Raw genomic sequence first — 14724 nt, 5'->3', positions numbered from 1 at the left:
CTGAAATTGCCGCGAATCGTCAAGGCTTTAGCCGGACGTTTGTGAAAACTTCGTTCAATACAGGGGAGGCAGGGTAACTTTCCACCTTGTCGGACAGGGCCAGCGCCGAGATCGGGAAAGCGATCGGTACGGCCGGAACCGCGGCGGCGATCGACGCATTGATGCCCTGGTACTGGGTGTTGCGCGCATCGCCGTCGGGCAGTCCGCGGGCGCGTTCGATCCTGTGGAAGACGTCCGAGTCGGTATAGCCGAACTCGCCCCGGCTCTCGCCGAAGAGCGGCCCCAGGAAGTTGTCGGCGTCGGCGTAGGCGCCGTTCCAGCCGAGCATGTGCAGGGCGTGATCGCCGGGGGACTGGACCTTCTGGAGGTAGCCGTCCTCCCAGTCGACCGGCACGGGCTTGATGTTCAGGCCCACGGCCACCAGCTGGCGGCTGATCTCGGCGTAGATCTTCTCCGGCGTCGGCATGTAGGCGCGGGTGGCGTTAAGCGGGTAGTAGAACTTCAGTTCCTCGCCCTTGTATCCGGCCTTCTCCAGGAGGTCCTTGGCCTTCTTGGGGTCGTAGCCCAGCGCCGGCGCGTTGTTGTTGAAGCCGCTCAGCTTGGGCGGCACGAACTGGGAGGCCTGGGCCGTGTTGTCGATGAAGAACTTCCGGATCAGGGTTTCCTTGTCGATGGCCAGCTCGATTGCCTGCCGCACCTCGAGCTTGTCCAGGGGTGCCACGGCCTGGTTGATGCCCACGTACATGACAGAGAAGGGATCGCGCTGGATGATCGGCAGGCCCTTCTTGACCAGTTCGTCGAAGGTACCGGGCGTCACGAAGTCGTAGGCGTCGATCTTGCCGTCCAGCAGTGCCTGTTGCCGGGTCTGCGCATGGTCATAGGGGATGAAGTTGACCGTGGCGATCTGCCCGCGGTTGCCCCAGTAGGCCTTGCTCGTGGACAGGGTGACCTTGTCCTTGTCCCAGGAGGTGAAGACATAGGGGCCCGTGCCCACCGGATGGCCGGCATAGGCGGACATTGCCTGGCCGTTCCGGAGCTGGTCGAGCACATCGGCCTTCTGCGCGGCCATCGCGGTTGGCGAGGACATGGCGAACGCCGGGAGGGTCAGGGCCTGCAGGAAACCCGTGTACGGGCGGGTGAGGTTGATCCGGACATTGTCCGTGGACACCACCGTGCAGTCCTTGAAGATCGAAAAGACCGGCTCGTCGGAGTACGCCTTGAAGATGCCCTTGAACGAGATGCCTGGGGCCTGCTGGCGGAGCGCCGCCGGGAAACTGAACCAGCGGTTGAAGTTGGCACACACGGCGGCGGCATCGAAGGGCGTGCCGTCGTGGAAGAGCACCTTGCTGCGCAGGGTGAAGTCGTAGCTGAGCCCGTTCTCGCTGTTCTTCCACTCCGTGGCGAGGAGGGGAGTGGGCTGGCCGGTGGCGCCGTCCACGCCCACCAGGCCCTCCAGGATCTGGCGGGTGACACGGTACGACTCGGAATCCGAGGTTACGGCAGGATCGAGCCCCAGGGGCATGGACGGCGTGCCGAAGTTGAAGGTGGCACTCGGCTCGGCCGGTGCGGAACTGGTGGCGGAGGTGGCTGGCGGATTCGGTGCCCCCGTGCAGGAGGTCAACGCCAGGGCCAGGAGACCGGCCCCGATTCGCACCGCTGTCCGGCGTATCTTGCTGCTTGCCACTCTCGTCCCCTCAAGACCGTCGGATGGGCTGTGGCCGGCTGCAGCCGGACCGCGTTCCAGTCTAGGGGAACGCCCTGAGTCTCCGGCGCGGCCCGGCGTGGCCCGGCGTGGCCCGGCCCGGCGCCGTCGCGGTCCGTCCCGGACGCGGAAATGCCCCGGTCCGGGGACCGGGGCATTTCATGTGTGCGCAAGGGGGGACTTGAACCCCCACGCCCGAAGGCACAGGAACCTAAATCCTGCGTGTCTGCCAATTTCACCACTCGCGCAAGGCCGGCGTCGGCCGCCGGTCCTCGTCCTGTTGGAAAAGGGTCCTGTTGGAAAGGCCCGGCGCCGTATGCCGCGTCCAGTGTACCTGCTACTGGACAGGCTTGGGCCACTTGGCAGGCTTGAACTACTTGTCCAGTTTGAGATCCCTGCGGAGCTTGGCCACATGGCCGGTGGCACGGATGTTGTACTGGGCCACGGCCACCTTGCCGTCGGGGTCCACCACGATGGTGGAGCGGATCAGGCCCATGTAGGTCCTGCCGTAGTTTTTCTTCTCTCCCCAGGCGGCATAGGCGTCTGCCACTGCGTGCCCTTCATCGGACAGCAAGGGGAACGTCAGGGCTTCTTCCGCCACGAACCTTGCGAGATCTTTGACCGGGTCCGGGGAGATCCCCACTACTTCGTAGCCGGCCGCCTGGAGGGAGGCCAGCGAATCGCGGAAGTCGCAGGCCTGCTTGGCGCAGGCAGGGGTGGACGCTGCCGGGTAGAAGTAGACGATGGTGTTGCGTCCTCGGAAGTCGGAGAGGCTGACGTCCTTGCCTTCCGCATTCTTCAGCGTGAAGTCGGGGGCGGCGGTGCCGGGGGTAAGTCGTTCAGCCAAAATGTGCTCCTTGCTTGCGTTCGCGACTCCCCAGCTTAGTGAGGGGCCGGGCCGTTCACGAATTGAAGGGCGCCGTCGCTGCGGGCTGTTCCGGGCACGAGCATGGCTCAGCGGGCTTCGGCGTGGCGTCTATATACTGGCGCTTATGCCTGACATGGAGCGTTGGCCAACGGTGCGTCTGCTCTCGACAGCGGCCCGTGTGGTGGAGCTTGCCTGGAACGAGAAGTTGAGCTCCATGGGACTGACCCATGCCGGAGTGATTGCCATGGAGGTGCTGGCCGTCAAGGGGGCGCTGAGCCAGGCGGCCCTGGCGCAGATCGTCCGCGTCCAGGCGCAGACCATGGGCAAGACCCTCGCCAGGCTTGAAAGCCACGGACACATCAGCCGCGAACGGAGCCAAACCGACCGACGGAGCCATCTGGTGACGCTGACCCGGGCCGGAGCCGTTGCCTTGGCACGTGCAGTCGAACTGGAACGGGACGTCCTTGGCCCCGTGCCGGTGGATACGGGCAGGCTCAGGCAGGAGCTCCTGACCGTGGTCCGGGACCTCGCCGGCAGGAACTCCTCGCAGGCCATGCGCGGGATTGTTAAACCTGAAAGGCCCTGAACGGCGTTTCCGCCATTCAGGGCCTTTCCTTGGTGCACCCCCCGGGACTTGAACCCGGAACCCATTGATTAAGAGTCAATTGCTCTGCCAATTGAGCTAGAGGTGCAGCTGTTGAATCCGACCACTCCCGGGAATCAATATTCCCTTGTTGATCTCCGCAACGAGCAATAACTCTACACCATGTTTCGCGCTCTTGTGTCCACCGCGCGCGCAACGTGATGGAAGCCATATTGGCAGCCATCACTGCGCGGAGCAGCACGCCGGCAGGCGGGAAAGGGCGCACTAAAAAGGCCCTGAACGGCGTTTCCGCCATTCAGGGCCTTTCCTTGGTGCACCCCCCGGGACTTGAACCCGGAACCCATTGATTAAGAGTCAATTGCTCTGCCAATTGAGCTAGAGGTGCATCTGTTGAATCCGATCACCCGAAGGCTTTTCTTCCCTCGTTGATCTCCGCAACGACATGTAACTCTACACGAGTTCCGGCCAACTGTGAAATCGGCGGATCCGCCCGGATGCCAGCACGCTTCACGGGCGCAAAACCAGCGCAAAGTCGGGGTTTCTGTTGTTGCTCAGGACCCACATGGTGCCGTCCGGTGCCCGCGCTACGTCCCGCAGCCGCCCGTATTCGCCGGTGAAATAGGCCGCCGGCGTCCCCGCCGCACCGTTCTCCAATGGCACGGCCCATAGGCGCTGGCCCCGCAGTGCGCCCGTGTAGGCAACGTCGTCGATGATTTCCAGCCCGCTGGGCGAGGCCTCGGCCGTGGAGGGCCACACCACCTTGGCGTCGATGAAGCCTGCCCGGCCCGGAGCCCCGGTGACCTCCGGCCAGCCGTAGTTCCCGCCGGGCTGGATGAGGTTCAGTTCGTCGTCCACGTCCGGGCCGAATTCACTGGCCCACAGCCTGCCGGCGCTGTCCCACGCGAGGCCTTGCACATTGCGGTGGCCGTAGCTGTAGACGGGATTGTCGCCAAAAGGATTGCCGGAGGCGGGCTTTCCGTCCGGGGTGAGGCGCAGGATCTTGCCGCCCAGGGCGTGGGCGTCCTGCGGTTGCTGCCGCCGCTGCGAGTCTCCGGTCCCCACATAGAGGAGGCCGTCGGGGCCGAAGCGGATGCGCCCGCCGTTGTGGGTGGATGCCTTGGACATGCCGGAGAACACCACCTCGGGGGCGCCGAGGGCGAGCCTGCCGCCGGTATCCTGGTCAAGGCGCATCCTGGCGATCCGGTTGTCTGTAGCCGAGGTGAAGTAGGCATAGAGCAGGTGGTCGTCCGCGAATGTGGGGGACAGTGCCAGGCCGAGAAGCCCGCCTTCACCGCCGGGCACGACGCCGGGCACCTCGCCCACCGTTGTTGCCTGCCCGTCCCGGATCGCCTTGATCAGGCGGGAATCGCGCTCGGAAATGATCGCGGTGCCGTCGGCCAGGAACACCACCGACCACGGAAGCTGCAGCCCGGCGTCGAGCTTGCGGAGCAGTTGGGGCTGTCCGGGTCCAGCGCCGGCGGGTTGGCTGGTGCCCCCTGGAGTCGCCGCGGTGCCCGGGGATGAAGGGCTGCCGATGCAGGAGGTGAGCAGCACGGCCGTGAGCAGCATCGCGGAGAGCCGCAGGGCAGCAGCGACGCCTGCCCTTGGGGCCCGTACCGCCGTCGCCCGCTCCATGCCGTCCAAGCCCTTTCAGTGCTGTGCTGCCTCCGCGGCCTTCAGCCTCAGTGCCGGCTCCGGCGGGGCGGCCGAAAGCCAGCGGCCTCGGCGTGGGCGGCGGATTCAAACCACACCTCTGCCGTGACAGTCGCGTATTCGGGGCTGTCCTCGTCGTGATAGGTCATGGAACCGGCCTCGCCTTTGACCGCATAGCCCTCCGGGCCGCTTCCGTCCGCTGCGGCAGCCGCCGAGCCGGAGCCATACGGGTGCTCGGCAGCCAGATGGCCCCCAGGGGCACTGGCTTCGGCCGCGGGCACTCCGGTGGCAGAGGATCCGTTGGCCGGAGATCCGGCGGGGTCGAGGTCTTCCGCCGCGCCCGATTCCGCGCCCGGCAGCGTGGGGGCATGCGGATCCGTGTATTCGTTGTGGTGGGCGGGGTTGCCCTCAGTCGGCGCGGCGGGTTCCGTTGTGGCCGCAGCTTCCGGCGCGGCTTCAGCCTCCGGTTCGGTTTTGTCGACGGCGGCCGCGGGGGCGGCCAGCGGAGCGCCGGCGGCGTCGGTCCAGGAAGCCTCCCATTCGGCTTTGTCGGCCGCCTCGGCTGCCGCTGCCGCCGTGTCGTCGCCCAGTGCTTTTTCTCCCGGCATTTCTTCCTCCGGCGCTGACGCTGCTTCTTCTGCCGGTACGGCAGTCTCGGCCGGTGCCGCGTCAGTTACGGCAGTCTCAGGAGCGGCGGCTTCGGGTGCTGAGGTATCGGCCGGCGTCACGTCGTCCGCAGTGACGCCTTCCTCAGCCGGCAAGGACTCTTCGCCGGCGTCGCTCGGCTCTTCGCCTGGGCCTGCGTCCGCTTCACTTGCCGCAGAGGCTTCTTCCGGCTCTGCCACCTCGGCTGGGGCGGCCGGCGCTGGCGCCTCCCAGTCATCGACATCGACGCCGCCGGCTTCGGTGGGCTCCTCGGTGGGCCGATCATCGGCGGGCTGATCGGTCGAGGTTGCAGCCGCCGTCGTGGTCGCTGCCGCGGCAGCGGGCTCATCAGGTTCGGGAAGCTGCGCCGCGTGAGGCGCGGAACCTGTCAGGCTGGCCGACTCCACATCCATGACGTGCGACGCTGGCGAACTCGGTGCCTGGCCGCCAGGGGGCGTGCGCCTCATGAACCTCCAGACAATCGCGACAATCAGCACAATGACGATGACCCAGATCAACCAGTCCATGGCGAGCCCCTTCTGTTCACGCGGCACAGTTTGTGGTGTTCCCGACGTTACGTGCCTGTCACGACGGCTGTCCAGCACTGTCAATCGATTCCCGGGAGCGGAACTGTTGAGGAAATCCCAGGCGATTCCGGAGCATCCCATAGTGTGGCTCCATGGACCTCAAGAGGCTGCGAATTCTCCGCGAGCTGGCCGACCGGCAGACCGTGGGAGCCACCGCCGATGCCATGAACGTGACGGCCTCGGCGGTTTCCCAGCAGCTCAAGACACTGCAGGAGGAACTCGGCGTCGTTCTGGTCGAGAAGGCCGGCAGGGGAGTGCGGCTGACCGAAGCCGGCCACGCCATGGCCGGGGCCGCGGCCGATGTTGCCACCGCGATGGCCAGGGCAGAATCGACCATCGACACCTACCGCAAGGGCTGGCAGACGCACATCAATGCGGCGTTCTTCCCGAGCGCCGCGGAAATGCTGCTCCCGGGGCTGCTGCACCGGCTTGCCGGGATTGCCGGCCTTCGCTTTGAAGCGCATTTCGAGGATCCCGGGACCGCCCATTTTGCCGGGCTGGCCGCGGACTACGACATCGTGCTGGCCCACAGCGTGGACGGTCCGGACGTGTTCGCCCGGCACGGCCTCGAAGTGTTCCCGCTGCTGGAAGAAGCCCTCGACGTCGCCATGCCGGCCGGCCACGCCCTGGCGGCCATGGCGCGGCTCACCGCGCAGGACGTGGTGGACTACCAATGGATCGGCGTGCCGGAGGGATTTCCCTTCGACACGGTGCTTCGACAGATCGAGCTCCATGCCGGGCGCACGGCCACCCGGAGCCAGCGCTATCCGGACCTGCGCGTTTTGGAAGCGCTGGTCAGTGCCGGCCATGGCATCTGCCTCCTGCCGCGCTACACAGCCCTGGCCAATGCCGGGCGGGGCCTGGTGCTGCGGCCCCTCACGGGAGTCAAGGCCAGCCGCAGCATCGTGGCCCTGGCCCGTCCCGAGATTGCGGCCCGGACCACCATCAAGCAGGTGCTGGGCATGCTGCAGGACGAGGCGGCGCACATCGCGAGCGAGCTCCAGCTCCGTGAGCCGTGATTGTGACCCGCCCATGGCCTGTGTCCGGTTCGTGACCCGACCGGCGACCCCGGCAAGCCCCGGAATGGTGGCGAAGGGACCCGCGCGTCTCATTATATGAGACGCATGTCCAGTATTTGATCGAAATATTCTCGATTTTCCGCTTAACGCGCCCAAAGGGGTCGTTCGGCGCATCGCGGGACACATAGACTTTGGGTCATGAGTGACCAGACCCATATTGCGACAGACGCCAAGCCGGACATCAAACCGCGTAGCCGGGTCGTGACGGATGGAATTCATGCGGCTCCCGCGCGAGGCATGTTCCGCGCGGTTGGCATGGGCGATGACGACTTTGCCAAGCCCCAGATCGGCGTCGCGAGCTCGTGGAACGAAATCACTCCCTGCAACCTTTCCCTGAACCGTCTGGCCCAGGGCGCCAAGGAAGGCGTTCACGCCGGCGGCGGTTTTCCCATGCAGTTCGGCACCATCTCCGTGTCCGACGGCATCTCCATGGGCCACGAGGGCATGCATTTCTCCCTGGTGTCCCGTGAGGTCATTGCGGACTCCGTGGAGACGGTCATGCAGGCTGAGCGCATCGACGGCTCCGTGCTCCTGGCCGGCTGCGACAAGTCCCTTCCGGGCATGCTCATGGCTGCCGCCCGCCTGGACCTCGCCAGCGTCTTCCTCTATGCCGGCTCCATCATGCCCGGCTGGGTCAAGCTTGAGGACGGTTCCGAAAAGGAAGTCACCCTCATTGATGCCTTCGAAGCCGTCGGCGCCTGCGCAGCGGGCAAGATGAGCCTCGGGGACCTGGAGCGCATCGAAAAGGCCATCTGCCCGGGCGAAGGCGCCTGCGGCGGCATGTACACGGCCAACACCATGGCCTGCATCGGCGAAGCGCTGGGCATGTCCCTCCCCGGCTCGGCCGCACCGCCCTCGGCAGACCGCCGTCGTGATGACTTCGCCCGCAAGTCCGGCGAAGCGGTGGTCAACCTGCTCCGCCTCGGCATCACTGCCCGCGACATCATGACCAAGAAGGCCTTCGAAAACGCCATCGCCGTCACCATGGCGTTCGGCGGTTCCACCAACGCCGTGCTGCACCTGCTGGCCATCGCCCGCGAAGCCGAGGTTGAGCTCACGCTGGACGACTTCAACCGCATCGGCGACAAGATCCCGCACCTGGGTGACCTGAAGCCGTTCGGCCGCTACGTCATGACGGACGTGGACAAGATCGGCGGTGTGCCGGTCATCATGAGGGCACTGCTCGACGCCGGCCTGCTGCACGGCGACTGCCTCACCGTCACGGGCAAGACCGTCGCGGAAAACCTTGCGGCCATCAACCCGCCGGACCTGGATGGCAAGATCCTCCGCGCCATGGACAACCCGATCCACAAAACCGGTGGCATCACCATCCTGCACGGCTCGATGGCCCCTGAAGGCGCCGTGGTCAAGAGCGCCGGCTTTGACGCCGACGTCTTCGAAGGCACCGCCCGCGTGTTCGAGCGCGAGCAGGGCGCCCTCGATGCCCTGGACAACGGCAAGATCCACGCCGGCGACGTCGTCGTCATCCGCTACGAAGGCCCCAAGGGTGGTCCGGGCATGCGCGAGATGCTGGCCATCACAGGCGCCATCAAGGGTGCGGGCCTCGGCAAGGATGTCCTGCTGCTGACCGACGGCCGCTTCTCCGGCGGAACCACGGGCCTGTGCATCGGCCACGTTGCCCCGGAAGCCGTCGACGGCGGCCCCATCGCCTTCGTCAAGGACGGGGACAAGATCCGCGTGGACATCGCGGCCCGCTCCTTCGACCTCCTGGTCGACGAAGCAGAGCTCGCGGCCCGCAGGATTGGCTGGGAGCCGCTCCCGGCCAAGTTCACCAAGGGCGTCCTCGCCAAGTATGCCAAGCTGGTCCACAGCGCCTCCACGGGCGCCTACTGCGGCTAGAAACCTGTTGCGTGTCCCCGCCCAACTAGGTAGCAGTAGATGTCGTTTTGAGCGTTCATAACGACATGAGCTGCTACTCAGTTGGGCGGGGTGTTCAGCAGGTGGACTTGAGGGTCCAAATAGTGAGATAGTCTCGACTGTCGTTTGACACTCTTCTCACTAAGAGGGAACACTGAACGCATGATCACTTTCGTTACCGTCGGCTCCGTCGTCGTACTTACCAAGCGCGTGGCGTCTTAGCCCGACTGGTAACGAACCGTCACGCGCAACCCCTCGAAAAGCCGCAAGGCTGAGGGGTTTTTTTATTACCCCGCGACGAAGTGAAGCATTACCGCACGAGCAACACCCATCTACTGAAGATCCACAAAGGAAGAGTCCGATGAGCAAAGGATCGCCGATCAGCCCCTCGCTGATGGCTGCAAAGTCCGCTGGAGCCCCCAAGGCTCCGGAAAAGGTCGACCGTCCGGCTGACGCCGTCGTCGTCGACGCTGCTGCAACTCTCTCTCCTGTACTCGGGCCGAACAACGTTGTACCCCCAACGGTGATGACCGGCTCGCAAGCTATTGTCCGCTCGCTCGAAGAACTCGGCGTCGACGATATTTTCGGTTTGCCCGGTGGCGCGATCCTGCCCACCTATGACCCCTTGATGGCATCCAGGATGAATCACATCCTGGTCCGTCACGAACAGGGAGCCGGCCACGCCGCCCAAGGCTACGCCATGGTCACCGGACGGGTTGGCGTCTGCATCGCCACCTCGGGCCCCGGTGCCACCAACCTCGTCACCGCCATCATGGATGCCCACATGGACTCCGTTCCGATGGTTGCCATCACCGGCCAGGTCTCCAGCGGTGTCATCGGCACCGACGCGTTCCAGGAAGCGGACATCGTCGGCATCACCATGCCGATCACCAAGCACTCCTTCCTGGTGACCGACCCCAACGACATCCCCCACGTCATGGCCGAGGCCTTCCACCTTGCATCCAGCGGCCGTCCCGGCCCCGTGCTGGTGGACATCGCCAAGGACGCCCAGCAGGGCAGCATGACGTTCTCCTGGCCGCCCAAGATCGACCTCCCGGGGTACCGCCCCGTGGTCCGCGGCCACAACAAGCAGGTCCGTGAAGCCGCCAAGCTGATCGCCGCTGCCAGCAAGCCCGTGCTGTACGTGGGCGGTGGCGTTGTGAAGGCGCACGCCGCTGCGGAGCTCATGGCACTGGCCGAGGCCACCGGTGCGCCCGTCGTTACCACCCTGATGGCCCGCGGCGTCTTCCCGGACTCGCACCCGCAGCACGTCGGCATGCCCGGCATGCACGGCACCGTTTCCGCGGTGACCGCGCTGCAGCAGTCCGATCTGCTCATCACCCTCGGTGCACGCTTCGACGACCGCGTCACGGGCGTGCTCAAGACCTTCGCACCCTTCGCCAAGGTCATCCATGCGGACATCGACCCCGCGGAAATCTCCAAGAACCGCACGGCCGACGTCCCCATCGTGGGCTCGGTCAAGGAGATCATCCCGGAGCTGACCGAGGCCGTGAAGGCGCAGTTCGAACTGAGCGGCACTCCGGACCTGGAGAGCTGGTGGGCATTCCTTAACAACCTCAAGGAAACCTACCCGCTGGGCTGGACCGAGCCGGAAGACGGCCTCAGCGCACCGCAGCGCGTCATCGAGCGCATCGGTGCACTGACCGGACCCGAAGGCATCTACGTGGCCGGCGTTGGCCAGCACCAGATGTGGGCCGCCCAGTTCATCAAGTACGAGCGTCCCCACGCCTGGCTCAACTCGGGCGGTGCGGGCACCATGGGTTACGCCGTTCCGGCCGCCATGGGCGCCAAGGTGGGCGAACCGGACCGCGTGGTCTGGGCGATCGACGGCGACGGCTGCTTCCAGATGACCAATCAGGAACTGGCAACTTGCACCTTGAACAACATCCCCATCAAGGTTGCGATCATCAACAACTCCTCGCTGGGCATGGTGCGCCAGTGGCAGACCCTCTTCTACGAGGGCCGCTACTCCAACACCGACCTGAACACCGGCCACGAAACCGTCCGCATCCCGGACTTCGTCAAGCTGGCAGACGCCTACGGCTGCGCCGCGCTCCGCTGCGAACGCGACGAGGACATCGACGCCACCATCCAGAAGGCCCTGGAAATCAACGACCGTCCCGTGGTCATTGACTTCGTGGTCAGCCCCGACGCGATGGTGTGGCCGATGGTGCCCGCCGGCGTCAGCAATGACCAGATCCAGGTTGCCCGCAACATGACCCCGGAATGGGAAGAGGAGGACTAAGCATGAGCCGCCACACACTGTCCGTTCTGGTGGAAGACAAGCCCGGTGTGCTGACCCGCGTGGCCAGCCTGTTCGCCCGGCGTGCCTTCAACATCAACTCCCTCGCCGTCGGACCCACCGAGGTTCCCGGCATGTCCCGCATGACGGTTGTCGTCGACGCCGACGGCGACCTGATCGAGCAGGTCACCAAGCAGCTCAACAAGCTGGTCAACGTGATTAAGATTGTTGAGCTGACTTCCGAATCTTCCGTACAGCGTGACCACATCCTGGTCAAGGTACGTGCGGATGCCGCAACACGTCTGCAGGTTACCCAGGCTGCAGACCTGTTCCGTGCCTCAGTGGTCGACGTGTCTACAGACTCGGTGGTCATTGAAGCAACCGGTACCCCCGAGAAGCTCGCCGCACTGCTTTCAGTGCTCGAGCCGTTCGGCATCCGTGAAATTGTGCAGTCCGGCACCTTGGCCGTTGGGCGGGGATCCCGCTCCATGAGTGACAGGGCACTTCGTTCGGCATAGCTCCGGCTGGCAGGACGCGGTTCCCTTTACCGCAGCACCACAGACTACATCTCCAAAAACCACTCAAGAGGAGTTACGCAAGTGACTGAAATGTTCTACGACGACGACGCAGACCTGTCGATCATCCAGGGTCGCAAGGTTGCCATTGTCGGCTACGGTTCCCAGGGCCACGCCCACGCGCTGAACCTGCGCGACTCCGGCGTCGAGGTTGTCATCGCCCTCAAGGAGGGCTCCAAGTCGATCGCCAAGGCCGAAGAAGCCGGATTCAAGGCACTGAACGTCGCCGACGCCGCCGAATGGGCCGACGTCATCATGATCCTCGCGCCGGACCAGCACCAGCGCTCGATCTACAACGACTCCATCAAGGACAAGCTGACCCCCGGCAAGGCCCTGGCCTTCGCCCACGGCTTCAACATCCGCTTCGGCTACATCGAGGCACCGGAGGGCGTTGACGTCATCCTGATCGCCCCGAAGGCTCCCGGCCACACCGTGCGCCGCGAATTCGAAGCCGGCCGAGGCATCCCGGACATCATCGCCGTGGAGCAGGACGCCACCGGTTCCGCTTGGGACCTGGCCAAGTCCTACGCCAAGGCCATCGGCGGCACGCGCGCCGGCGTCATCAAGACCACCTTCACCGAAGAGACCGAAAGCGACCTCTTCGGCGAGCAGGCTGTCCTCTGCGGCGGCGTGTCCCAGCTGGTCCAGTACGGCTTCGAGACCCTGACCGAAGCCGGCTACCAGCCGCAGATCGCCTACTTCGAGGTGCTCCACGAGCTCAAGCTCATTGTTGACCTCATGTGGGAAGGCGGCATCGCCAAGCAGCGCTGGAGCGTTTCCGACACCGCAGAGTACGGCGACTACGTCTCCGGCCCGCGCGTCATCACCCCCGCGGTGAAGGAAAACATGCAGGCTGTCCTCGCCGACATCCAGTCCGGTGCGTTCGCCAAGCGCTTCATCGACGACCAGGACAACGGCGGCGCCGAGTTCAAGGAACTGCGTGCCAAGGCAGAGCAGCACCCCATCGAGGCCGTTGGCCGCGAACTGCGCTCCCTGTTCTCCTGGCAGCAGCAGGACCAGGACTACGTAGAGGGCTCCGCAGCCCGCTAGTCCCGGCATTCAGCCGCCAGGCAAAAGACAGCAATGAGGCCGGGTTCACACTTAACAAATGTGAACCCGGCCTTTCTGTCAGCCTAGACTTCACTTATCCCCCCGGACTGCAACGCAGAGGATCAGACGTGTCAAAACCCGTAGTACTGCTCGCCGAAGAGCTTTCGCCCGCCACTGTTGCGGCCCTTGGCCCGGACTTTGAAGTCCGTCAGACCGACGGCGCCGACCGCTCCCAGCTGCTCTCCGCCATCGCCGACGTCGACGCAATCCTGGTGCGCTCCGCTACGCAGGTGGATGCAGAGGCCATCGCCGCTGCCAAGAACCTGAAGATCATCGCCCGTGCAGGCGTGGGCCTGGACAACGTGGACATCAAGGCCGCCACCCAGGCCGGCGTCATGGTGGTCAACGCCCCGACGTCGAACATCATCTCCGCCGCAGAGCTCACCGTGGGGCACATCCTCAGCCTCGCCCGCCACATTCCGCAGGCCAGCTCCGCCCTCAAGAACGGCGAGTGGAAGCGCTCCAAGTACACCGGCATCGAGCTCTTCGAGAAGAAGATCGGCATCATCGGCCTGGGCCGCATCGGCGCCCTTGTCGCAGCCCGCCTCCAGGGCTTCGAGACCGAGATCCTCGCGTACGACCCCTACATCACGGCGGCCCGCGCAGCGCAGCTCGGCGTCAAGCTGGTCACCCTCGATGAACTGCTCGAAAACGCGGACTTCATCACCATCCACATGCCCAAGACGCCGGAAACTGTCGGCATGCTCGGCGAGGACGCCTTCCGCAAGATGAAGGAGACCGCCTACGTCGTCAACGTCGCCCGCGGTGGCCTGGTGGACGAGGAAGCCCTCTACATCGCCCTGAAGGAAGGCCAGATCGCCGGCGCCGGCGTGGACGTCTTCGTCAAGGAGCCCAGCACCGACCTGCCGTTCTTCGAACTCGACAACGTCGTGGTGACCCCGCACCTGGGCGCCTCCACCGACGAAGCCCAGGAGAAGGCCGGCGTATCCGTCGCCAAGTCCGTCCGCCTCGCCCTCGCCGGCGAACTCGTGCCGGACGCCGTGAACGTGGCCGGCGGCATCATCGCCCCGGACGTCCGCCCGGGCATCCCGCTGATCGAGAAGCTGGGCCGCATCTTCACCGCCCTCACGCACGCCTCCCTGACCCAGATCGACGTCGAGGTGGCAGGCGAGATCGCCGCCCTTGACGTCAAGGTCCTGGAGCTCGCGGCACTCAAGGGAATCTTCGCCGACGTCGTGACCGAACAGGTCTCCTACGTCAATGCCCCCGTCATCGCCGAGCAGCGCGGCATCAACACCCGCCTCATCACCACTCCGGACGCTGAGGACTACCGCAACGTCCTGACCATCCGCGGCGCGCTCAGCGACGGCTCGCAGATCTCGGTTGCCGGTACCCTCACGGGCCCCAAGCAGGTCGAGAAGCTGGTGGGCGTCAACGGCTACGACATCGAGATCCCCATCAGCGAGCACATCGTGGTGGTGTCCTACGCGGACCGTCCCGGTGTCATCGGCACCATCGGCCACATCCTGGGCATGAACAACATCAACATCGGCGGCATGCAGGTGGCCCGCCAGTCCGAAGGCGGCCAGGTGCTCGCGCTCCTGACCATCGACACGTCCGTGCCGCAGCAGGTCCTGGAAGCCATCAAGGCCGGAATCGGTGCAGACATGGTCCGCGAAGTGGATCTGGAAGACTGAGGCAGGACCCAAACAAGTAGTGTGTGCGCCGACGGCAACCTTCGGCGCGTATGATTGGCCGGTCTGCATACAATGGCTGGGTCCGAATTTCGGAACCGGCGG

At 65.3% G+C, this 14724-nt stretch carries 11 protein-coding genes and 3 tRNA genes; 7 read left to right on the top strand and 7 right to left on the bottom strand.

What is annotated here, in order from left to right; translation table 11 throughout:
• Positions 1-19 precede the first annotated feature (19 nt).
• The 3 genes from NVV90_RS12995 to bcp all read right to left on the bottom strand — a co-directional run bounded on the left by NVV90_RS12995 (position 20) and on the right by bcp (position 2549).
• Positions 20-1684, bottom strand: coding sequence for an ABC transporter substrate-binding protein (locus tag NVV90_RS12995; protein ID WP_258437696.1), 1665 nt, complete (start codon positions 1682-1684; stop codon positions 20-22).
• Between the two features lie 184 nt (positions 1685-1868).
• A tRNA-Leu gene (locus NVV90_RS12990) sits at positions 1869-1950 on the bottom strand.
• Positions 1951-2075: 125 nt separating this feature from the next.
• Positions 2076-2549 carry a thioredoxin-dependent thiol peroxidase gene (bcp, locus tag NVV90_RS12985; protein WP_258437695.1) on the bottom strand — a complete coding sequence of 158 codons (474 nt, stop codon included), beginning with the start codon at positions 2547-2549 and terminating at the stop codon, positions 2076-2078.
• 145 nt (positions 2550-2694) lie between these two features.
• Here bcp and NVV90_RS12980 point away from each other — a divergent pair, with 145 nt between their 5' ends.
• Positions 2695-3156, top strand: a complete 462-nt coding sequence (locus tag NVV90_RS12980) for a MarR family winged helix-turn-helix transcriptional regulator (RefSeq protein WP_258437694.1) — start codon at positions 2695-2697, stop codon at positions 3154-3156.
• A 30-nt stretch (positions 3157-3186) separates the two neighbouring features.
• Here NVV90_RS12980 and NVV90_RS12975 read toward each other — a convergent pair.
• The 4 genes from NVV90_RS12975 to NVV90_RS12960 all read right to left on the bottom strand — a co-directional run bounded on the left by NVV90_RS12975 (position 3187) and on the right by NVV90_RS12960 (position 5999).
• Positions 3187-3262 (bottom strand) — tRNA-Lys (locus tag NVV90_RS12975).
• A gap of 221 nt (positions 3263-3483) precedes the next feature.
• Positions 3484-3559: transfer RNA gene (locus tag NVV90_RS12970), tRNA-Lys, on the bottom strand.
• A gap of 122 nt (positions 3560-3681) precedes the next feature.
• The gene (locus NVV90_RS12965) at positions 3682-4809 is read right to left on the bottom strand and encodes a sorbosone dehydrogenase family protein (RefSeq protein ID WP_258441163.1); all 1128 of its coding nucleotides are present in this window, start codon (positions 4807-4809) and stop codon (positions 3682-3684) included.
• Between the two features lie 47 nt (positions 4810-4856).
• Entirely contained in the window at positions 4857-5999 is a 1143-nt protein-coding gene (locus tag NVV90_RS12960) for a hypothetical protein (RefSeq protein WP_258437693.1), read from the bottom strand.
• 152 nt (positions 6000-6151) lie between these two features.
• Here NVV90_RS12960 and NVV90_RS12955 point away from each other — a divergent pair, with 152 nt between their 5' ends.
• From NVV90_RS12955 to serA, 6 genes are all read left to right on the top strand, one after another.
• Positions 6152-7078: a LysR family transcriptional regulator gene (locus NVV90_RS12955; RefSeq protein WP_258437692.1), complete on the top strand. Its 927-nt coding sequence runs from the start codon at positions 6152-6154 to the stop codon at positions 7076-7078.
• A 198-nt stretch (positions 7079-7276) separates the two neighbouring features.
• Positions 7277-8998: a dihydroxy-acid dehydratase gene (ilvD, locus tag NVV90_RS12950; RefSeq protein WP_258437691.1), complete on the top strand. Its 1722-nt coding sequence runs from the start codon at positions 7277-7279 to the stop codon at positions 8996-8998.
• 379 nt (positions 8999-9377) lie between these two features.
• Positions 9378-11282: an acetolactate synthase large subunit gene (locus tag NVV90_RS12945; RefSeq protein ID WP_258437690.1), complete on the top strand. Its 1905-nt coding sequence runs from the start codon at positions 9378-9380 to the stop codon at positions 11280-11282.
• Between the two features lie 2 nt (positions 11283-11284).
• The gene (gene ilvN, locus NVV90_RS12940; protein ID WP_258437689.1) at positions 11285-11797 is read left to right on the top strand and encodes an acetolactate synthase small subunit; all 513 of its coding nucleotides are present in this window, start codon (positions 11285-11287) and stop codon (positions 11795-11797) included.
• An 81-nt stretch (positions 11798-11878) separates the two neighbouring features.
• Positions 11879-12904 (top strand): ketol-acid reductoisomerase, encoded by a 1026-nt coding sequence (gene ilvC / locus NVV90_RS12935; RefSeq protein WP_258437688.1) that lies wholly within the window; start codon positions 11879-11881, stop codon positions 12902-12904.
• Between the two features lie 128 nt (positions 12905-13032).
• Complete coding sequence (gene serA, locus NVV90_RS12930) at positions 13033-14622, top strand: phosphoglycerate dehydrogenase (protein WP_258437687.1); 1590 nt, start codon at positions 13033-13035, stop codon at positions 14620-14622.
• The last annotated feature ends 102 nt before the right edge of the window (positions 14623-14724 follow it).

Origin of the sequence: Arthrobacter sp. CJ23 (assembly GCF_024741795.1) — a bacterium.
In the GTDB taxonomy this organism is placed as follows: Bacteria; Actinomycetota; Actinomycetes; order Actinomycetales; family Micrococcaceae; genus Arthrobacter.
The sequence above is the reverse complement of the archived record's forward strand: the minus strand, read 5'-3'. Positions and strand labels throughout refer to the sequence as shown.

Bases quoted from the DNA above. Each gene is read 5' to 3' on its own strand.
- NVV90_RS12945 (WP_258437690.1), top strand. From the start codon at position 9,378: ATGAGCAAAGGATCGCCGATCAGCCCCTCGCTGATGGCTGCAAAGTCC.
- ilvN (WP_258437689.1), top strand. From the start codon at position 11,285: ATGAGCCGCCACACACTGTCCGTTCTGGTGGAAGACAAGCCCGGTGTG.
- NVV90_RS12980 (WP_258437694.1), top strand. From the start codon at position 2,695: ATGCCTGACATGGAGCGTTGGCCAACGGTGCGTCTGCTCTCGACAGCG.
- NVV90_RS12960 (WP_258437693.1), bottom strand. From the start codon at position 5,999: ATGGACTGGTTGATCTGGGTCATCGTCATTGTGCTGATTGTCGCGATT.
- NVV90_RS12965 (WP_258441163.1), bottom strand. From the start codon at position 4,809: ATGGAGCGGGCGACGGCGGTACGGGCCCCAAGGGCAGGCGTCGCTGCT.
- ilvD (WP_258437691.1), top strand. From the start codon at position 7,277: ATGAGTGACCAGACCCATATTGCGACAGACGCCAAGCCGGACATCAAA.
- NVV90_RS12955 (WP_258437692.1), top strand. From the start codon at position 6,152: ATGGACCTCAAGAGGCTGCGAATTCTCCGCGAGCTGGCCGACCGGCAG.